This is a genomic window from Natronococcus jeotgali DSM 18795 (genome assembly GCF_000337695.1).
Taxonomy (GTDB): domain Archaea; phylum Halobacteriota; class Halobacteria; order Halobacteriales; family Natrialbaceae; genus Natronococcus; species Natronococcus jeotgali.
This window is the reverse complement of sequence record NZ_AOIA01000024.1, coordinates 131760-152030: the sequence shown is the minus strand read 5'-3', so window position 1 is coordinate 152030 and position 20271 is coordinate 131760. Positions and strand designations below refer to the sequence as shown.

The window sequence follows — 20271 nt, the reverse complement described above, 5'->3', positions numbered from 1 at the left end:
GATGTGTATAAGAGACAGCTACCGACGGGACGGCGGCGATCGCACCGGGACCCGAACCGACGAGGAGAACCGCCAGCACAACTGACACGACGGTCGAGAGCCGCATACATACTACCGCTATTCTCAGAGTAAAAACACTTTCTATGGGAAATAAAACGGCACAGCACCGCTCGTCCCATCTCCTCCCCTCTCGATCGATCCGTGGCGAGAATCGCCGATCGTATTTTATATCATGAGTTCTTACGGTGTATCGATGAAGGATGCGATGGCCGTCCTTCTCGCGGGGCTGCTCGTCCTCTCGCTGCCCGCGACGGCGGTGTCAGCGGCCGGACCGGACGAGCGGACCGCGGGAGCGGACGCGCCGGAACAGGTGTTCGTCGAGACGAACGGAACGACGAACCGTCTCGACCCCGGCGAGGAGGTGCGAAGCGAGCGACTCGAGTACGGCGACGACCTCGGAACGTCGCTCATGACCGCGGACGACGAGCTCAGAGTCGACTACGAACAGGAGCGAATCGTTCGAGACGGGTTCGACGACGCCTCGAACGAGGAGCGCGAGGAGATGGTGAGCGCGGGGTACGGTCGACTGCGAGAGCGCATCGACGCGCTCGAGGCCCGCGAACGAGAGGCGGTGCGGGCGCACGCGACGAACGACCGGTCGACGACCAGGCTGTTGCAGACGTTCTCCCGGAACTACCACGAGTCCGACGTGATCGCGAGCGCGCTCGACGAACTCGTCGCCTACGCGGACCGGATCCCGGGGTACTCGATCTCGATCCGAAACGACAAGAGTGTCCTGGAGATGTACCGGACCGACGTCCGCTCGCAACTCGAGACGACACCCGACCGGTTCGGGAGCAACCGAAAGCGGCTGGCCGTCCGAACCGCCGAAACCGGCTACTCGGTTTCCCTGCTTGACCGAAACTACGTTCGAGAGACGACCCGGTTCGACGGTCGGAACGCGAGTCGGCCCAACCAGTTCGAAGACATCACCGACGCACACGACACCGCTCAGGAGCTGTACCCGTGGGTGTTCGACGCCGACCACGAGACCCACTCCTCGGACGCCGTCGAGAGTCGGGGCGTCCAGCTGTACCGGATTCGGGCGATCCACGATCAGGGACGGCTGACCGCCTACCTCGACGGCGGAACGAGCGCGGTCCACCGGGAGCTGCAGACGCTCGATCACGAGCAGTTCCCGACGGTCAACGAGAGTCGGTGGATCGACGGCGGCCTCGTGCTCGCGATCAACGAGACCGCCGCGAACGGACCGGCCGAGGTGACGGTTGCGGACGCCGAAACCGGTGACCCGGTGTCCGCCGCGGTGTCGGTCGACGGCGAACCAGTCGGCGAGACGGGATCGGACGGTTCGCTGTGGATCCTGCCACCTGACGACGGGTTTGATCTGCGAGCTGAATCCGACGCCGGCGCGGTCGAGGGATCGGTCTCGAACTCGGCGGCGTAGTCGCCCCGAGCCGACGGTTTATATCGGAAGGGGAGGCCAGAGCTCGCGTGATGCGGACATCCCCCCACGGACCGATCGGCGAGCGCGGGATCGCGCCCGTCCTCGGTGTCGTTCTCCTGATCGCCGTCGCCGTCGCGCTTGCGACGGTCGTCGCGGTCGCTACCGGCGGGTTGAGTCCGGGGCCGGCCCGGGGTCCGGTAGCGTTCGATCTCGCGGCCGACGGCGACGAGGGAACGATCACCCTCGAACACGTCGCCGGCGATCCCGTCGAGGTCGACGAGCTGTCGGTGACGATCGCCGTAGACGGCGAACCGCTGGCCCACCAACCCCCGGTTCCCTTCGCCGGAGCGACGGGTTTCGATCAGGCGCCCAGCGGGCCGTTCAACTCGGCGAGCGACTCGACCTGGACCGCCGGCGAACGCGCGACGCTCTCCGTGGCGGGTACCAACGAGCCGACGATCGGTTCCGGCGACGCGGTCTCCGTGACGCTGGCCGTCGGCGGCCGACAGGTCGCCGCGCTCGAGACGACCGCCGACTGATTACTCGGGGGCGCGCCCGATCGTCGTGATCGCGACTTCGGGCTCGTACTCGGGGCCCATGAAGGCGTGACGGACGTCCTCGAAGCCGGCCCGCTTGAACATTCTGTCGGCCTCGTACTCGTCGTAAAACAGCATCATCGCGTCCGCGAGCCGCTGGGCGATCGGGTTGTCCGGGTAGTTCGGTCCGACGACGAGCACCTGTCCGCCGGGTTTCAACACGCGGCGAAACTCCCGGAGCGCGAGGATCGGATTCGGCCAGTACTCGATCGACCCCGACGACCAGACGACGTCGAACGTGTCCGTCGCGAACGGGAGCCGCTCGGCGTCGCCGCGGTGGAACTGTACCGGCGGGGCTCGCTTTCCGAACTTGGCGTAGGCCTGCTCGAGCTGGTGTTCGCTCTGGTCGAGGGCATAGACCTCGTCGACGTGCTCGAGCAGTCCCTCGGTCGCGAACCCGGTGCCACAGCCCACGTCGAGCACCGTCGAATCGGGCTCGAGCTCGAGCAGCTCGAGGGCCTCCTCCCGCATCCGTTCGTTCCAGATAAACGGGTTGATCCGATCGTACACCGTCGAGAGGTACTTATAGAACAGCCGCGCCCGGGCCTTGTTCTCGAGAACTCCCATTGGGGACGGATTGCGATCGAACCGGCATATGTCTGCTGTTCCCCGACGATCGCGGGAGTTCACCGCTCGCGCCTCGCCGCCGCGAGCGGCGATCGATCGGGCTACTTTCGCAACTACCATATACGCGTTGCTGCAAACTTCGGGTGCTTAGAGTATGCCGAGGCCACAGGTTCTCGAACGAATACAGTCGGCGGAGGAAGAGGCCGACGAGATCGTCGCACAGGCAGAAGACGACCGCGACGAGCGGATCGCCGAGGCCCGGAAACGCGCCGAGGAGATCCGCACGGAAGCGGAACAGGAAGCGCAGGAGCTCAAGGAGCGCCGCCTGGAGGAGGCGCGCGCGGAGATCGACGAGGAGTGCGAGCGCGTCCTCCGCGAGGGCGAACAGGAGCGCGAGGAGCTCGCCTCGCGTGCCCGGGACCGGGTCGACGAAGTGACCGACTACGTCGTCGAACTGTTCCAGGAGGACGTCCATGCTCAGACCTGAGCGGATGAGCAAGGTCTCGGTGGCCGGTTCCAAGGGCGTCATGCCCGCGGTCATCGAGACGATCCACGAGCTGAACCTGGTCCACCTCTCGGACTACGACGGCTCCTGGGCGGGATTCGACAACGGAAACCCGATCGAGGGGGCCGAAGACGCCTCCGAGAAGCTGGTAACCGTTCGGGCCCTCGAGAGCGCGCTCGATCTCTCCGAGGAGGACACCGCACCGGGCACGATCGACGACGACTGGGAGGAGCGACTCGAGCGCATCCGAACCCGGATCAACGAGCTCGACGACCGCCGCGGTGAGATCCGCGACGAGCTGCGCCGACTCGAGGAGCGGATCGATCGGGTCGCCCCCTTCGCCGAGCTGGGGATCGACCTCGATCTGCTCTCGGGGTACGAATCCGTCGACGTGCTCGTCGGCGAGGGATCGGTCGACGACGTCGAAGCGGCCCTGGCGGCCGACGACGACGTTCGCGCCTTCGAGACGTTCACCGGCGGCGACACGGTCGCCGTCGTCGCCGCGCCGACCGAAGACGCCGACGCGGACAACGTCGTCGACGACGCGCTCGTCGGCGTCGAGTTCGCCCGCCACCCGATTCCGGAGACCGACAAGAGTCCGGAGGCCTACGTCGCCGACCTCGAGGACCGAAAGCGAGAGCTCGAGTCCGAGCTCGAGGAGATCGACGCCGAACTCGCCGAGATCAAGGACACCGAGGGGTCGTTCCTGTTACGCGTCGAGGAGGAGCTGTCCATCGAGGTCCAGCGCGCCGAGGCGCCCCTGCAGTTCGCGACCAGCGACCGAGCGTTCATCGCGGAGGGGTGGATCCCGTCCGACGAGTACGACTCGCTCGTCGACGCGCTGCGCGGCGCCGTCGGCGACGGCGTCGTGATCGAAGAGCTCGAGCGAGCGGACTACGACCGCCACGGCGCACACAGCCACACCGAGGATGTCCAGAAGGGGACCCCCTCGGCGGCCGAGGACGAGGAGGACGTCGCCGACGACCAACAGCAAACGGCCGTCACGGACGGCGGCTCCGCGGTGACGATGGGCGACGAGCCGCCGACGGTTCAGGACAACCCCGGACCGGCGAAGCCGTTCGAGGTGCTGGTCCAGGCCGTCAACCAGCCGAAGTACAGCGAGCTGGATCCGACGATCTTCCTGTTCCTGACGTTCCCGGCGTTCTTCGGGTTCATGATCGGCGACGTCGGGTACGGGATCCTGTACGTCGCCATCGGCGCGTACATGGCCACGCAGTTCGATAGCAAGGGCGTCACCAGCCTCGGCGGCGTCGCCATCTGGGCCGGTGCGTTCACGATCCTGTTCGGGATCATCTACGGCGAGATCTTCGGGCTGCACGTGCTCGGCGAGGTGCTCTGGCACGACCTGCTGAACGTCGAGCTCCTGCCGCTGAACAAGGGACTCGAGCCCGGCGCCGCCGAGTTCGCGCTCGGTTGGATGGTCGTGAGCGTACTCGCCGGAATCGTCCACCTCAACATCGGGTACGTGCTCGACTTCTACGAGAACCTGAGTCACGGCCTCAAGGACGCCCTTTTCCACAGTGGCTCGTGGCTCCTGATGCTCAACGGCATCTGGATCTGGATCTTCTCCGAACACGGCGCGGGCTCGAAGCCCGACTTCCTGTTCGAGACGTTCGCCAGCGACGGGCCCTTCCCGATCGGGTTCAACGGCTTCCCTGAGATGGGGCTGTTCGCGTTCCCGGAGTCGATTCCGGTACTGGGCGGGTTCCTGCTGACGGTACCGCTGCTCGTGTTCCTGATCGGGCTCGTCATGCTCGTGGTGAGCGAACCCGTCGAGGCCGTCGAGGCCCTCGACGTCGTCGTCAACGTCTTCTCGTACACCCGGATGGGGGCGGTGTTGCTCGCGAAGGCCGGGATGGCCTTCGTGGTCAACCTGCTGTTCTTCGGGGCCTACGAGGATCCCGACGGCGCGTTCCACTTCCTGCGAACGCACGAGCCGAGCTACGTCGCCGAGACCTACGGCGGCGAGGCCACCGTCATCTTCGACGGGCTGATGCACTCGGGAACCGCGGCCCTCGTCGGTGGGCTGGTCATCCTCGTGCTCGGCCATCTCGTCGTGCTAATCCTTGGCGTGACAAGCGCCGGCTTACAGGCTGTGCGCCTCGAGTACGTCGAATTCTTTAACAAGTTTTATGAAGGCGGTGGAGACAACTACGAACCGTTCGGACACGATCGAACCTACAGTGAGGATTAAGAATAATGGTAGCCGAAATCGGACCTGAACTGGCGGACGTTGTACTGCAAGCGGAAGAAGCGGCTGGCAGCCCGGCTTTCAACGACGCGGGTGCAGCGGCGCTCGCAGTCGGTCTCGCCGCGCTCGCAGCGGGATACGCCGAGCGAGGGATCGGCGCTGCCGCCGTCGGTGCGATCGCCGAGGACGACGACATGTTCGTTCCGGGACTGATCATGACCGTCCTTCCGGAGACGCTCGTGATCCTGGCGCTGGTCGTCGTCTTCATCGTCGGATAACCACCGCGACCCTTCTCTTATAATGAGTTTGGACACAGTCGTAGAAGACGTTCGGGAGGAAGCCCGCGCGCGTGCGGAGGCTATCCGCGGCGAGGGCGAAACTCGCGCCGAGGAGATCGAGTCGGCCGCCGAGGAGGACGCCGCCGAGATCGTCGAAACCGCCGAAACGGAGGCCGAGCGCGAGGCCGAACAACTACGCGAACAGCGACTCTCCAGCGCGAAGCTGGAGGCGAAACAGAAGCGGCTGGAGGCCCGCCGCGAGGTACTCGGCGACGTCCGCGAGGAGGTCGAAGCGGAGCTCGCCGACCTCGAGGGCGGCCCCCGGGAGGCGCTGACCCGCGACCTGCTCGAGGCCGCGAGCGAGGAGTTCGACGCGGGCGACGACGTTCGCGTCTACGGTCGCGCCGACGACCGGGAGCTGATCGAATCGATCCTCGAGGACTACGACGGGTACGAGTTCGGCGGCGAACACGACTGCCTCGGCGGTGTCGTCGTCGAGAGCCAGCAGTCCCGGGTCCGCGTGAACAACACGTTCGATTCGGTGCTCGAGGACGTGTGGGAGGACAACCTTCGGGAGATCAGCAACCGACTGTTCGAGCAATGAGTGCGGGAGCCTCGAATCCGGAATACGTGAACGCTCGCGTTCGGTCGCGCCGAGCCTCGCTGTTCTCCGACGAAGACTACCGCAAGCTGATCCGGATGGGGCCGAGCGAGATCGCACGGTTCATGGAAGAGACGGAGTACGAGCGCGAGATCAACGCGCTCGGCTCCCGGTTCTCGGGCGTCGATCTGATCGAGTACGCGCTGAACCGCAACCTCGCGAAGCACTTCGACGACATGTTGGACTGGGCCGACGGACGGCTCTACGATCTCATCGCCCGCTACCTCCGGAAGTTCGACGTCTGGAACCTCAAGACGATCATCCGCGGGATCTACACGGACTCGGACGCCGAGGCCATCCAGACCGACCTTATCCGGGCCGGCGACCTCGAGGACCGAACGATCGACCGGCTGCTCGAGGTCGACACGATCGAAGACGCCATCGAGGTGCTGTACGGCACGATCTACTACGACCCCCTGAGCGAGGCCTACGAGGAGTACGAGGAAACCGGTGCGCTCGTTCCCCTCGAGAACGCCCTTGACCGGGCCTTCTTCGAACACCTCCTCGAGGACGTCACGCGATCGTTCGGATACGAGCCGTCGGAGGGCCCCGAGGCGCTCTACGTGGAGTTCCTCCAGGCGGAGATCGACTTTCGAAACGCCCGGAACGCCCTGCGGCTCGCGCGAAGCGGCGCCGACCTCGACCCCGCCAGCTACTACATCGAGGGCGGCGTGCTGTTCGACGAATCGGAGCTGAGTCGACTCGTCGGGAACTACGACGAGCTCGTCGATCACATCGCCGAGAACAAGCGCTACGGCGACCGACTCTCGGCCGCGCTGGATCGGCTCCGCGATGCTGACAGCCTTATCCAGTTCGAGCACGCACTAGACGCCGCGTTGCTCGAGTACGCCGACACGCTCTCGAGCATCTACCCGACGTCGGTCTCGGCCGTGCTCTCGTACATCCTCGCCAAGGAGCGCGAGGTCGAGAACATCCGCGCGATCGCACGCGGCCGGGAGGTCGGGCTGACCGAAAGCGAGATCGAGGAGGAACTGGTGATCCTATGAGTCAGGAGATCGCAGTCGTCGGCAGTCCGGAGTTCACTACCGGGTTCCGACTCGCGGGCGTTCGCCGCTTCGAGAACGTTCCGGACGACGAGAAGGACGCGTCGCTCGACGACGCGGCGACGGCCGCCCTCGAGGACGAGGACGTCGGGATCGTCGTCATGCACGACGACGACCTCGAGTACCTCTCGCGGGGCGTCCGTCAGGAGGTCGAAACGAGCGTCGAACCGGTCGTCGTCACGATCGGCAGCGGAACCGGTGGCGGCGGACTGCGCGAGCAGATCAAGCGCGCGATCGGCATCGACCTGATGGAAGAGGACGAGCAAGACTAAACTATGAGCCAGGCAGAAGACATCGAATCCGTCGACGAAGACGGTGTAATCGAAAGCGTGAGCGGTCCGGTCGTGACCGCCACGGACCTCGACGCCCGGATGAACGACGTCGTCTACGTCGGCGACGAAGGACTGATGGGCGAGGTCATCGAGATCGAAGGGAACCTGACCACGATTCAGGTCTACGAGGAAACCTCCGGCGTCGGCCCGGGCGAACCCGTCCAGAACACGGGCGAACCGCTCTCGGTCGACCTCGGCCCGGGGATGATGGACTCCATCTACGACGGCGTCCAGCGCCCGCTCGACGTCCTCGAGGACAAGATGGGGACCGCGTTCCTCGACCGCGGCGTCGACGCCCCCGGGATCGACCTCGAGAAGGAGTGGGAGTTCACCCCCGAGGTCGAGGTCGGCGACGAGGTCGAGCCCGGCGACGTCGTCGGGAGCGTTCCCGAAACCGTCACCATCGAGCACAAGGTGATGGTGCCGCCGGACTACGAGGGCGGCGAAGTGACGGCCGTCGAGAGCGGCGAGTTCACCGTCGAGGAGACCGTCGTCGAACTCGACAACGGCGAGGAGATCCAGATGCACCAGGAGTGGCCGGTCCGTCAGGCCCGGCCCGCCGGCGACAAGGAGACGCCGACCGAACCCCTGGTGACCGGACAGCGCATCCAGGACGGTCTCTTCCCGCTCGCGAAGGGCGGCACCGCCGCGATTCCGGGTCCGTTCGGCTCCGGCAAGACCGTCACCCAGCAACAGCTCGCGAAGTGGTCCGACGCGGACATCGTCGTCTACATCGGCTGTGGCGAACGGGGCAACGAGATGACCGAGGTCATCGAGGACTTCCCGGAGCTGCCGGACCCCCAGACTGGGAACCCGCTGATGGCCCGGACCTGCCTCATCGCGAACACGTCGAACATGCCCGTCGCGGCCCGCGAGTCCTGTATCTACACGGGAATCACGATCGCGGAGTACTACCGCGACATGGGCTACGACGTCGCGCTGATGGCCGACTCCACCTCCCGGTGGGCCGAGGCCATGCGAGAGATCTCGAGCCGGCTCGAGGAGATGCCCGGCGAGGAGGGCTATCCCGCCTATCTCGCCGCGTCGCTGTCGGAGTTCTACGAGCGCGCCGGCAAGTTCCAGCTGATCAACGGCGGCGAGGGCTCGATTTCGGTCGTCGGCGCCGTCTCGCCGCCCGGCGGTGACTTCTCCGAACCCGTCACCCAGAACACGCTGCGTATCGTCAAGACGTTCTGGGCGCTTGACGCCGACCTCGCGGAGCGTCGGCACTTCCCGGCGATCGACTGGAACGAGTCCTACTCGCTGTACAAGGACCAGCTCGACCCGTGGTGGGAGGCAAACGTCGAGAGCGACTGGCCCGAGGTCCGTCAGTGGGCCGTCGACGTGCTCGACGAGGAGGACGAACTGCAGGAGATCGTCCAGCTCGTCGGGAAGGACGCGCTGCCGGAGGACCAGCAGCTCACGCTCGAGGTCGCGCGCTACCTGCGCGAGGCCTGGCTCCAGCAAAACGCCCTGCACGACGTCGACACCTACTGCGAACCCCAGAAGACCTACCGGATGCTCCAGGCGATCAAGACGTTCAACGACGAGGCGTTCGAGGCGCTCGATGCCGGCGTTCCGGTCGAGGAGATCCAGGACGTCGACGCCGCGCCACGTCTCAACCGCATGGGCACCGCCGAGGAGTGGAACGAGTTCATCGACGAACTCGAGAGCGACCTCCGAGAACAACTGCGAGCACTGTACTAACGATGAAAGAGTATCAGACCATCACGGAAGTCAGCGGTCCGCTGGTGTTCGCCGAGGTCGACGAGCCCGTCGGATACGACGAGATCGTCGAAATCGAGACGCCACAGGGCGAGACGCTGCGCGGACAGGTACTGGAGTCGAGCGAGGGGCTCGTCTCGATCCAGGTCTTCGAGGGGACGGGCGGCATCGACCGCAACGCCTCCGTTCGGTTCCTGGGCGAGACGATGAAGATGCCCGTTACCGAGGATCTGCTCGGACGGGTACTTGACGGCTCCGGGAACCCGATCGACGGCGGTCCGGAGATCGTTCCGGACCAGCGCCAGGACATCGTCGGCGAAGCGATCAACCCCTTCTCCCGCGAGTACCCCGAGGAGTTCATCCAGACCGGCGTGTCGGCCATCGACGGCATGAACACGCTGGTTCGGGGCCAGAAACTGCCGATCTTCTCCGGCTCGGGGCTGCCCCACAACGAACTCGCGCTCCAGATCGCCCGACAGGCGACCGTCCCGGAGGAAGCGGAGGGCGACGACGAGGACGGTTCGGAGTTCGCCGTCGTCTTCGGGGCGATGGGGATCACCGCCGAGGAGGCAAACGAGTTCATGGACGACTTCGAGCGCACGGGCGCGCTCGAGCGCTCGGTCGTCTTCATGAACCTCGCGGACGACCCGGCCGTCGAGCGACAGGTCACGCCGCGGCTGGCGCTCACGACGGCGGAGTACCTCGCCTTCGAGAAGGACTACCACGTGCTGGTCATCCTGACGGACATGACCAACTACTGTGAGGCGCTGCGCGAGATCGGCGCCGCCCGCGAGGAGGTCCCGGGTCGCCGTGGCTACCCCGGCTACATGTACACCGACCTGGCCCAGCTCTACGAGCGCGCGGGTCGGATCGAGGGACAGGAGGGATCGGTCACGCAGATCCCGATCCTGACGATGCCCGGCGACGACGACACGCACCCGATTCCGGACCTGACCGGTTACATCACCGAGGGACAGATCGTGATGGACCGGAACCTGAACAGCCAGGGGATCGAACCACCGATCAACGTCCTGCCGAGCCTCTCGCGGCTGATGGACGACGGGATCGGCGAGGGGCTCACCCGCGAGGACCACGGCGACGTCTCCGACCAGATGTACGCCGCGTACGCGGAGGGTGAGGACCTGCGCGACCTCGTGAACATCGTCGGTCGCGAGGCGCTGTCCGAACGGGACAACCAGTTCCTCGACTTCGCCGATCGCTTCGAGACCGAGTTCGTCCAGCAGGGGTACGACACCAACCGTTCGATCGAGGAGACGCTCGATCTCGGCTGGGACCTGCTCTCGATGCTGCCCAAGGAGGCGCTCAACCGGATCGACGAGGACCTCATCGCGGAACACTACCGCGAAGAGGAGCCCGAAGCCGCCGAAGTCGAGGCCTGAAACGACGATCCGCCGCGAGCGCGTTCGCGACTTCGGTTCCGATTCTGCGTCCGATTTTTCGCCCGGCTCGTTCCCCGTCGGAATCAAAACGACCATACCGATCGTTACTCGACGTTGAACCGATGCAGAAGCCACTGCTCGTCACGGAGTTTCTCGATCGGGCGCGGACGCACTACGGCGACACGGAGGCCGTCGTCGGTACGGACGGCGAGCGGTTCACCTACGACGAACTCGGCGAGCGCGCCGATCGGTTCGCCGCGGCGCTGCAGGAGCGGGGTATCGAGAAGGGAGACCGCGTCGCGGTGCTCGATCCGAACACCCACTACCACCTCGTGGCGGCCTACGGCTCGATGCAGGTCGGCGCGGTCCACACGCCGCTGAACTACCGGCTCACGCCCGAGGACTTCGCGTACATGCTCGAGGACGCCGGCGTCGACGCCGTCTACGCCGACTACGAGTACGCCGACCGGATCGAGGAGATCCGCGAGGCGGTACCGACGGAGACGTTTATCACGAACGACGTCGACGCCGTCGAAGGCGGGCGATCCTCGGCTGACGGGTCCGACGGTGCGTGGGAGGACTTCGAGCGGGTGCTCGAGGACGCCTCGCCCGAGTACGATCGCCCCGAGATGCACGAGGACGAGATCATCACGATCAACTACACCTCGGGGACGACGGGCGATCCGAAGGGCGTCTGTCGGACCCACCGCGGCGAGACGATCCACGCCTACCTGGTCGCGGTTCACCAGAACCTCACCGACGACGACGTCTACCTCTGGACGCTGCCGATGTTCCACGTCAACGGCTGGGGTCACATCTACGCCGTCACGGGGATGGGCGCGAAACACGTCTGCACCCGCGGGGTCGACGCCGAGTGGCTCCTCGAGACGATCCGCGAGGAGGACGTCTCCTACCTCTGCGGTGCGCCGACGGTGTTGAACATGCTGATCGACTACTACGGGGAGAACGCGGTCGAGACGACGGGCGCGAACGACGTCCGGATCGCGACCGCGGGATCGGCGCCGCCGGAGGCGACGCTGCGGACCGTCGAGGACGAGTTCGGCTGGTACCTGAAACACGTCTACGGCGCCACCGAGACCGGGCCGCTGATCACGACCTCGGACGCCCGGCGACACTTCGAGGACGACAGCGACACCCGGTTCGCGGTCAAGAAACGCCAGGGCCTGGGCTTTATGGGCACCGAGGTTCGGGTCGTCGACGAGGACGGCGAGGACGTCCCCCGGGACGGCGAGACCCTCGGCGAGGTCGTCGTCCGCGGCAACCAGGTCATGGAGAGGTACTGGAACAAACCCGAGGAAACCGAAGAGGCCTTTTCGGATCGCGTGGAGGGCTACTTCCACACCGGCGACCTCGCGACGATCGACGAAAACGGGATGATCGCGATCCAGGACCGCAAGAAGGACATCATCATCTCCGGCGGGGAGAACATCTCGAGTATCGAACTCGAGGACGTTCTGTTCGACCACCCCGAGGTGTCGGACGTAGCCGTCATCCCGTCGCCCAGCGAGCGGTGGGGCGAGACCCCGAAGGCGTTCGTCGTCCCGGAAAGCGGCGAGCCGGACGAACCGGGCGTCAGCGAGGACGACCTCGTCGCGTTTACCCGGGAACGGCTCGCGAACTACAAGACCGTCCAGTGCATCGAGTTCGTCGACGTGCTGCCGACGACCGCGACCGGGAAGGTCCAGAAGTACGAACTCCGCGAGCAGGAGTGGGACGAGGAAGACGGGATGGTCGGCCAGGGGTAGCCGCGGGTGCCTCGCAGCGTCCCGGCGTTGGCACACACTCGAGCGGGCAGCTCTCCCGCCACACAAAACTGTAAACAGTTATCCGACTGGGAGCGCAATCCATCCACAAGATGGCCAAGGACGTCAAACCGACCCGCAAGAACCTGATGGAGATCGAGGATCGGATCGAACTCTCCGAGCGCGGGCACGGAACCCTCGAGAAGAAACGGGACGGGCTGATCATGGAGTTCATGGACATCCTGGACAAGGCCCAGGACGTCCGCGGGGATCTGGCCGACGACTACGAGGACGCCCAGAAGACGATCAACATGGCCCGAGCGATGGAGGGCGACGTCGCGGTTCGGGGCGCCGCCGCGGCCCTGCAGGAACACCCCGAGATCACCACCGAGTCGAAGAACATCATGGGCGTCGTCGTCCCCCAGATCGAATCCTCCCGGGTCTCGAAGAGCCTCGATCAGCGCGGCTACGGGATCATGGGCACCTCCGCGCGCATCGACGAGGCCGCCGAGGCCTACGAGGACCTGCTCGAGAGCATCATCCTCGCCGCGGAGGTCGAGACGGCGATGAAGAAGATGCTCCGGGAGATCGAGACCACCAAGCGACGCGTCAACGCCCTGGAGTTCAAGCTCCTGCCCGACCTCTACGACAGCCAGGAGTACATCGAACAGAAACTCGAGGAGCAGGAACGCGAGGAGACGTTCCGCCTCAAGAAGATCAAGGACAAGAAAGAACAGGAGGAGCGGGCGGAGCGCGAGGCCAAAGACGACGTCGAGGAGACCAGAGCGGCCGCGACCGGCGACACCGCCGGAACCGAATCCGAGGAGATGGGCCAGTCGACCGCCGGTGGCGTCCCCGGCGGGGACTGACTTCCGACGCCATGTCAGCTTCGGCGTGTGACTGCGAGACGACGCTTTCGGTTTCCGTTCCCGCCGCGTACCGCGAGCACGCGCCGGCCTCGACGATCGATATCTGTACCCGCTGTCTGCGAGTCGAGCCCGTCGAGGAGCGCGAGCGCGATCCGGACGGTGATCCGGAGTTGTCGTCCGTCAGCGACGCCGTTCCCGCCCGCCCGGAACGGGCCGTTCCCCTGTTTCTCGCGATCGATCTCTCGAGCTCGCTGGCGATCAACCGCGACGCGATCGAGTCGCTGCTCGAGGACGTCGAACGCGCCGGGACGGATCCGCTGTTGACGATCGATCGTCTCCTCGCGGATCCGAGCGTCGAGCCGGCAGTCGACCTCGAGCGCCGGCGCCACCAGCTCGAACAACTGCTGTAGTGAACTACCCCTGCCTACTCGCCTGCTTCGCAGGCTCCTTGAGGCAGGGGCTTCCCGCTTCGAGGACGCGGCTTGCAGACACCGAAGTGGCGTCCGCAGCGGCCGCAGTCTCCACGGGCGTTCGAAAATCGCTACGCGATTTTCGCAGCCTCTTGGAGAGCAAAGCTCTCCAATGGTCGGCGAATCTCCGATTCGCCTCGACAGCGGAATCGCTTTGCGATTCTGAGGACGGTTCTTCGGAGTGAACCACTCCTAGCTCCGCAAGTCCGCGAGAAAGAACGTTCAACGCCGCGTTCCAGTTCCGATCCAACTAACGGCGAAGAAACGCTACTTCGCGGTCGGCGTCACGTTGTCGCTGACGGCCTGTTTCACCTGCAAGGCGGCGCTGGCCGCCAGCCCGCGGGCGACCTCGTCGCGTTCGTCCGCCGTGATGAGCTCCTCGGTCGCCTCCTCGAGGTCGGGTCGGAAGCCGGCGCTGACGGGATGCCCGACCGGTGGCTGGACGGCGACGGTCACCTGAAAGCCCGACTGACCGCCGGCGACGTCGGCGTCGACGACGTACTCGTCGGGCAGGAACTCGCGGGTTCGGGCGGCGATCCGCGAGACGTCGCGGCTGAGTGTCCGCCGCTGTGTGCTCGAGAGTTCCGGAACGTCCGCCGCGGCTCGCCGACCAGCGCTCGTCTCACCCGGCAGCCCCGCATACGGCGTATTTCCGTTCATGAGAAGTTGTATCCTGTGTATAGGCCTGCCTCTTGAAAAGCGTTCGCTTTCAGGCAGCTCAACAGATCGGCTCGCTGTCGCCGTAGACCGCAAGCGCCAGCGCCGTCGTGTACGTTCCCGCGTCGGCCCGGCTGCTCTCGACGACGACGCTCGGCTCGTCGAACGTCCAGTCCCGCAGCTCCTGGCCCGACTCGAGACCCTCCCGGACGCGGCGCTCGACGTCGTCGCGGTCCATCTCGCCGGCGGTCTCGTAGAACAGCCCCGGGCCGCCGGCGACGGCCTGGTTCCACGCGAGTGCGGCGCTCGCCCGGCCCGGACCGGCGGTGGTCGCTCGAGCCTCGACGACCGTGAGGCGCTCGCCGATCGGACCCAGATCGGGCGCGGTGCCGACGGCCTCGACGTCGGCGTCGGCGGGAATCACCGAGGACACCGCGACGAGGTTGTAGTTCTCGACGCCGGCTGCGGCCAGCGCGGCGTCGTAGGAGGCCATCTTCGTGGGCGCCGAGCCGGTCCCCCAGACGACGCGAATCGTGCTCATACTCGGGCTCGGGGACGCGCAGCGTAAGGGGTTGCGATCTCGAGGCGCTGTGAGACCGAGCGACAGAGAGACGGCTCGAAGGAGACCACCACGAACACTGCCCGACGGAACTGCTAACTGCTACGTGGCTCGTCGCCCGACTCCCCTCGAGGATACACCGCGAGAACCCCGGTCGAAACCGGACCGTCTACTGGTAGAAGTATCCCGCCGAGGAGACGACGTCGCTCGAGTCGTCCTCCTCGATCTTCTCCAAGGCGTCGCGGAAGTCCTGCTGGCGGACCTCCTCGCGCTCGTTGCGGATCGCGAACATCCCGGCCTCGGTGGCGAGGCTCTCGATGTCGGCGCCGGAGTACCCCTCGGTATCGTCGGCCAGCGCGGCGAACTCGACGTCGTCGGCGACGTTCATGCCGCGGGTGTGGATCGAGAGGATCTGCTCGCGCCCCTCGCGGTCGGGTTCGGGGACCTCGATGAGCCGATCGAACCGGCCCGGGCGGAGGATCGCGCGGTCGAGCATGTCGAAGCGGTTGGTGGCTGCGATGATCCGGATCTCCCCGCGAGCCTCGAAGCCGTCCATCTCGCTGAGTAGCTGCATCATCGTCCGCTGGACCTCGGCGTCGCCGGAGGTCTTGGATTCGGTGCGGGTGGTGGCGACGGCGTCGATCTCGTCGATGAAGATGATAGCTGGCTCGCGCTCGCGGGCCATCTCGAAGAGATCTCGGACGAGTCGGGAGCCCTCGCCGATGAACTTCCGGACGAGTTCGGAACCGGCCATCTTGATGAACGTGGCGTCGGTCTCGTGGGCGACGGCCTTCGCGAGCATCGTCTTCCCGGTACCCGGCGGGCCGTGCAGGAGGACGCCGCTCGGCGGGTCGATGCCGACCTCCTCGAACATCTCGGGGTTGGTCAGGGGCTGTTCGACGGCTTCACGCACCTCCTGGATCTGTTCGTTGATCCCGCCGATGTCGGTGTAGTCGACCTCCGGACGCTCGGTGATCTCCATCGCCTGGGCGCGGGCGTCGGTTTCGGCCTCGAGGACCGACTGGATCCCGAAGGAGTCGTTGACGGCGACGCGGTCGCCGGCCTCGACGCGCTCGAGCAGACGCGGCGAGACGTCGGTCAGCACCTCCTGGTTGTTGCCGTGTTGTTTGACGATGACCTCGTCGTCGATCACGTCCTCGACGGTCGCGATGTACAGCGAGGAGCTTTTCAGCGTCTCGTTCTCGCGTTCGACCCGGTCGGACTTCTCCTGGAGGCGCTGTCTGCGGCCCTCGGCCTCGTCGAGTTGCTCGGAGAGCTGCTCGTTGACGTCGACGAGGTCCTCGAAGTGGTCGCGAAGCGCCTCGAGCCGCTCGTCGTCGGGGAGATCGGGATCGATCTCGCGGTGGGGTCGGTCGGGAATAGACGGGCTTCGAGACATCTCTTGTAGGTCGGTTAGTTTTCGACGATAAATGTGCCTTTGGGTCGCGGTGGGATTTTGGGAACGGATTCCGTCGTTCGAGGGCGGACGCGACGCCGTCCGCGCTCGGACCGTCTCACTCGAGTTCGAGCCGGGAGACGGGGTACTCGAAGAGTCGCTCGCCGGTCTCGGCGCAGGTGACGGCGATGACGTCGCGGGAGCGACAGCAGGACTCGACGGTCTCCTCGCCCATGCGGACCTCGCCCCCGCCCGTCGGACAGGTCTCGAGGAACAGCCGCAGACCGTTGAGCAGTTCACCCTTCGCTCGCGGCTCGTAGCTCGCCCAGTCGTCATCCCACGACTCGAGGACGCGGGCGGCGGTGACGTCGGCGACGAGGGCCGCTTGCGAGGGCCACGTACCGAGCGGGCGCCCGTTTCGCCGGAGCGTCCGCGCGTCGCCGCCGTGGCTGGCGATCTCGAACGCGTCCTCCTCGGCGTCGAACCCGAGCGCCGCGGCGGCGTCGGCGGCCGCGAGCGCCTCGGCGTCGACGCGGTCGATCTCCGCGCTCCAGGCGCCCTCGAACGACGCGGTCAGACAGAGGTCGTCGATCTCCTCGCAGGGTTCGACGACGCCCTTCTCGAGGAAGTACGCCTCCGGTTCGGGGGACTGCCGTCGGTCGGACTCGGGGTCGGTATCGCCGATCGAGGACTCGCCGTCCGAACCCGCGCTCGGTTCGTCGGCGTCGGTCTCGAGATTGGCCTCCTCCGCACCAGCCTCGTCGACCCGCGACTCGTCCGCGACGAGTCCGCCGCGGATCTCGGGCTCCGGCGCCTTGCCGAACAGCCGGAGCACCCGTTCCGGAAGGTACCGCTTCGTCAGTTCGGGCGTCCCGGGGACCAGGTACCCCCGGAGGTAGATCGCGGCGGCCGACGCCCCGACGACGGCGGCGCCCGCGACTCTCGACCTGCGTGCGACGGCCGCACCGATCGCGCCGGCGATGGCGAGGTTGAGTACCGTACACGGCGTACACCGGTTCTCGCCGGTGTACTCCGGCTGCCGGAGGGGTTCGACGATGGTCTCTCGCATTCTCCCGTAGCATCTCTCGGTGATCGTATCGCTCTTTCGGTGGCTTCGATCCGCGAGGACGATCGACGGTCGCGATCGACTCCGTTCGGACGACGTCGGGGGAACGGTTATACGACCTATCGGTATACTTTTACTATGGCTCGCTTCCAGCGCCGCCTCGCACTGCCTCTCGGGGTCGGGATGCTCCTCTCGGCGGTCGGATATCTCGCGCTCGCCGACCCGTCGGGCTGGCCGTCGATCGTCGGCGCGGTCCTGTTCTGTCTCGCCGGCGTCGCGTTCGTGCTCTCGAGCGCGACCGACCGACTCCGGATCGCCGGGCGAACGGTCAGCTGGCAGCAGGCAAACGGCGCTGGAACGATCCTGCTCGCGGTCGGCTGGCTGCTCACCGCAATACCGACCGTCGATTCGTCACCGCTGTTCGGAATCGCGGCGGGAGTCGGCGCGCTGTCGCTTGCGTTCTTCGGCGTCCAGACGCTGATCGACGGTCCGCACGTCGATCTCGAGCGCGAGCCCGCTCGCGGGCGACTCGTCGCCGTGCTGGCACTGGTGATCGTCTCCGTCGGACTCGGGGTCGCGGTCGCGATCTGAGCCGTCGGGGTCGGCCGTCCCGCTCGCGACGCCTCGAGGACGAACGATATATCGGATCCGCGTTCGTCCGGGCGAACGTGAACCGGGAACGTCGGCGACCGCTGATCGTCGCCTCGCACGGAGTCGCCGGGATCGCGCTGGTCGGCTACGGGCTCCTCGCGGGCGAGATACTCGCCGTCGGCTTCGGCGCGGTGCTGGTCGCGGTCGGGGTCGCGTACCTCGGGCTCGAGATGCGGTGAGCGGCGGTGTGAACGGAAACGAGAACGGAGCGTTACGCCAGCAAGTCCTCGAGCTCGTCGAGTCGCCGCCCGTAGGTCTCGAGGGCGCGGTCGACGGGCTCGGACGAACTCATGTCGACGCCGGCGATCCGCAGCAACTCGAGGGGGTACTCGCGGGAGCCCCGGCGGAGAAAGTCGAGGTAGTCCTCGGCCGCGGATTCGCCCTCGTCCTCGATCCCGTCGACGATCGCCAGCGCGGCGGAGATCCCCGTCGAGTACTGGTAGACGTAGAACGCGCGGTAGAAGTGAGGGATGCGCATCCACTCGCGGGCGATGCGGTCGTCGATCGCGGCCGGCTCGTAGTACCGTTCCTTGAGTCCGCCGTAGATTTCGTCGAGTCGGTCGGCGGTGAGCGGTTCGCCTTCCTCCTCGAGGCGGTGGGCCTCGTGTTCGAACTCCGCGAACAGCGTCTGGCGGTACAGCGTCGAGCGCACCCGCTCGAGGAACTCGTTGAGGACGTGCTTGCGGAAGTGGGGGTCCTCGACGGTCTCGAGTAAGTGGCTCGTCAGCAGCGCCTCGTTGACCGTGCTGGCCACCTCGGCCACGAAGATCTCGTAGTCGGAGTAGACGTAGGGCTGTTCCTCCTTGGTGAGTTCGGAGTGCATGGAGTGGCCCAGCTCGTGGGCCAGGGTGTACATCGAGGCGATGTCGTCCTGGTAGTTCATCAGGATGAAGGGCTGGGTGTCGTACGTGCCGCCCGAGTAGGCGCCCGCCTGTTTGCCCTCGCTCTCGTAGACGTCGACCCACCGCGAGTCCAGGCCCTCGGCGACGCGGGAGCGGTACTCCTCGCCCAGCGGCTCGAGGGCGTCGACGACGTACTCGGTGGCCTGGTCGTAGTCGATCTCGGGACCCTTATCGGCCGTCAGCGGCATGTACAGGTCCCACATCCGCAGCTCGTCGACCTCGAGGGCCTCCCGTTTGAGCTCGGCGTGGCGGTGGAGCTTCTCGAGGTTGTCGTCGACGGTGTCGACGAGGTTGTCGTAGACCTCGACGGGGACGTTCGGCCCGTCGAGGGCGGCCTCGCGGGCGGTGTCGTAGTCGCGGGCCTGGGCCATCTTGACGTCGGTCTTGACGCTGTTCTTGTAGGCGGCGGCGACCGCGTTCCGGACGTCTCCCCACTCGTCGAAGTACGCCTCGTACACCTCCTTGCGGAACTCGCGGTCGGGCCGTTTGAGCAGGTTGACGAAGTTGCTCTGGGTGATCTCGACGGGCTCGCCGGAGGGATCCTCGACCGTCGGGAACGACATATCCGCGTTCGAGAGCATGTTGTACACCTCCCCCGTCGCGCCCGTCACCTCGCTCAGGTCGGCCAGCAGGGCCTCGACCTCCGTCGATCGCGTGTGGGGTTTCATCCGCAACACGTCGTCGACGTAGTGGTCGTAGGTCTCGAGTTCGGGAACGTCGTCGACCATCGCCTCGAACTCCTCGCGGGTCAGCTTCTGGAGTTCGGGTTCGATGAACGACGCCGCGGACTGGGCGTCTGCCGCCAGCGACTGTGCCCGGGCGGTCATCGCCTGGTACTCCTGGTCGGTCGTGTCCTCGTCGCGTCGCATCCGCGCGTAGGAAAACACCGTCGCCACCTCCCGCATGATCTCGTTGCGAAGCTCGAGGACGGCGTGCAGCGTCTCGGCGTCCTCGGTCGCCGCCCCCTCGTAGGTAGCGAGTTCGTCGACGCGCTCGGCGACCGCCTCGTAGGCCGCCTCCCAGTCGTCGTCGGTCGCGTAGATGCTCTCGAGATCCCACGTGTACTCCTCGTCGATCTCGGAGCGCTCCGGTACGGAACTCATACTCTCCACGAGTCGATCCCCCGAGGTAAG

At 66.3% G+C, this 20271-nt stretch carries 21 protein-coding genes and 1 pseudogene; 15 read left to right on the top strand and 7 right to left on the bottom strand.

Annotated features, from left to right (window positions below):
• Positions 1–265: 265 nt before the first annotated feature.
• Positions 266–1465: a DUF7096 domain-containing protein gene (locus C492_RS03945; RefSeq protein ID WP_008420654.1), complete on the top strand. Its 1200-nt coding sequence runs from the start codon at positions 266–268 to the stop codon at positions 1463–1465.
• Positions 1466–1515: 50 nt separating this feature from the next.
• On the top strand, positions 1516–2004 hold the full coding sequence (locus C492_RS03940) for a type IV pilin N-terminal domain-containing protein (protein ID WP_008420653.1): 489 nt from the start codon (positions 1516–1518) through the stop codon (positions 2002–2004).
• Here the strand turns inward: C492_RS03940 and C492_RS03935 are convergent, their stop codons facing one another.
• Entirely contained in the window at positions 2005–2628 is a 624-nt protein-coding gene (locus C492_RS03935; RefSeq protein WP_008420652.1) for a methyltransferase domain-containing protein, read from the bottom strand.
• Positions 2629–2782: 154 nt separating this feature from the next.
• Here C492_RS03935 and ahaH point away from each other — a divergent pair, with 154 nt between their 5' ends.
• The 11 genes from ahaH to C492_RS03880 all read left to right on the top strand — a co-directional run bounded on the left by ahaH (position 2783) and on the right by C492_RS03880 (position 13847).
• Positions 2783–3115 (top strand): ATP synthase archaeal subunit H, encoded by a 333-nt coding sequence (gene ahaH, locus C492_RS03930; RefSeq protein ID WP_008420651.1) that lies wholly within the window; start codon positions 2783–2785, stop codon positions 3113–3115.
• Entirely contained in the window at positions 3102–5348 is a 2247-nt protein-coding gene (locus C492_RS03925; RefSeq protein WP_083898737.1) for a V-type ATP synthase subunit I, read from the top strand. Before ahaH ends, C492_RS03925 begins: the two co-directional genes overlap by 14 nt.
• 5 nt (positions 5349–5353) lie before the next feature.
• Positions 5354–5623, top strand: a complete 270-nt coding sequence (locus tag C492_RS03920; RefSeq protein ID WP_008420649.1) for a hypothetical protein — start codon at positions 5354–5356, stop codon at positions 5621–5623.
• Positions 5624–5645: 22 nt separating this feature from the next.
• Positions 5646–6227: a V-type ATP synthase subunit E gene (locus C492_RS03915; RefSeq protein WP_008420648.1), complete on the top strand. Its 582-nt coding sequence runs from the start codon at positions 5646–5648 to the stop codon at positions 6225–6227.
• Positions 6224–7291 (top strand): V-type ATP synthase subunit C, encoded by a 1068-nt coding sequence (locus C492_RS03910; RefSeq protein ID WP_008420647.1) that lies wholly within the window; start codon positions 6224–6226, stop codon positions 7289–7291. The genes C492_RS03915 and C492_RS03910 overlap by 4 nt, the downstream gene beginning before the upstream one ends.
• On the top strand, positions 7288–7620 hold the full coding sequence (locus C492_RS03905; protein ID WP_008420646.1) for a V-type ATP synthase subunit F: 333 nt from the start codon (positions 7288–7290) through the stop codon (positions 7618–7620). Before C492_RS03910 ends, C492_RS03905 begins: the two co-directional genes overlap by 4 nt.
• Before the next feature lie 3 nt (positions 7621–7623).
• On the top strand, positions 7624–9387 hold the full coding sequence (locus C492_RS03900) for an ATP synthase subunit A (RefSeq protein WP_008420645.1): 1764 nt from the start codon (positions 7624–7626) through the stop codon (positions 9385–9387).
• Between the two features lie 2 nt (positions 9388–9389).
• On the top strand, positions 9390–10805 hold the full coding sequence (locus C492_RS03895; protein ID WP_008420636.1) for an ATP synthase subunit B: 1416 nt from the start codon (positions 9390–9392) through the stop codon (positions 10803–10805).
• 122 nt (positions 10806–10927) lie between these two features.
• The gene (locus C492_RS03890; RefSeq protein WP_008420634.1) at positions 10928–12571 is read left to right on the top strand and encodes a long-chain-fatty-acid--CoA ligase; all 1644 of its coding nucleotides are present in this window, start codon (positions 10928–10930) and stop codon (positions 12569–12571) included.
• Between the two features lie 110 nt (positions 12572–12681).
• Positions 12682–13437 (top strand): V-type ATP synthase subunit D, encoded by a 756-nt coding sequence (locus C492_RS03885; RefSeq protein ID WP_008420633.1) that lies wholly within the window; start codon positions 12682–12684, stop codon positions 13435–13437.
• 11 nt (positions 13438–13448) lie between these two features.
• On the top strand, positions 13449–13847 hold the full coding sequence (locus tag C492_RS03880) for a DUF6276 family protein (protein WP_008420630.1): 399 nt from the start codon (positions 13449–13451) through the stop codon (positions 13845–13847).
• A gap of 4 nt (positions 13848–13851) precedes the next feature.
• On the opposite strand, the pseudogene C492_RS25090 reads toward C492_RS03880, so the two are convergent.
• The 5 genes and pseudogenes from C492_RS25090 to C492_RS03860 all read right to left on the bottom strand — a co-directional run.
• Positions 13852–14154: pseudogene (locus tag C492_RS25090) on the bottom strand (hypothetical protein); the annotation flags it as partial.
• A 20-nt stretch (positions 14155–14174) separates the two neighbouring features.
• Positions 14175–14567 carry a DUF5811 family protein gene (locus tag C492_RS03875; protein WP_008420627.1) on the bottom strand — a complete coding sequence of 131 codons (393 nt, stop codon included), beginning with the start codon at positions 14565–14567 and terminating at the stop codon, positions 14175–14177.
• A 58-nt stretch (positions 14568–14625) separates the two neighbouring features.
• The gene (locus tag C492_RS03870; protein ID WP_008420624.1) at positions 14626–15105 is read right to left on the bottom strand and encodes a pyruvoyl-dependent arginine decarboxylase; all 480 of its coding nucleotides are present in this window, start codon (positions 15103–15105) and stop codon (positions 14626–14628) included.
• 187 nt (positions 15106–15292) lie between these two features.
• Positions 15293–16522, bottom strand: coding sequence for a proteasome-activating nucleotidase Pan2 (pan2, locus tag C492_RS03865; RefSeq protein ID WP_008420618.1), 1230 nt, complete (start codon positions 16520–16522; stop codon positions 15293–15295).
• Between the two features lie 115 nt (positions 16523–16637).
• Entirely contained in the window at positions 16638–17588 is a 951-nt protein-coding gene (locus tag C492_RS03860) for a hypothetical protein (RefSeq protein WP_008420616.1), read from the bottom strand.
• 135 nt (positions 17589–17723) lie between these two features.
• On the opposite strand from C492_RS03860, the gene C492_RS03855 reads away from it, so the two are divergent.
• Positions 17724–18176 (top strand): hypothetical protein, encoded by a 453-nt coding sequence (locus C492_RS03855; protein WP_008420615.1) that lies wholly within the window; start codon positions 17724–17726, stop codon positions 18174–18176.
• 77 nt (positions 18177–18253) lie between these two features.
• A complete protein-coding gene (locus C492_RS24110; protein WP_160166963.1) occupies positions 18254–18415 on the top strand; it encodes a hypothetical protein in 162 nt (53 codons plus the stop codon).
• Positions 18416–18447: 32 nt separating this feature from the next.
• On the opposite strand, the gene pepF is transcribed toward C492_RS24110, so the two are convergent.
• Positions 18448–20241 (bottom strand): oligoendopeptidase F, encoded by a 1794-nt coding sequence (pepF, locus tag C492_RS03850; protein ID WP_008420614.1) that lies wholly within the window; start codon positions 20239–20241, stop codon positions 18448–18450.
• Positions 20242–20271: the final 30 nt, after the last annotated feature.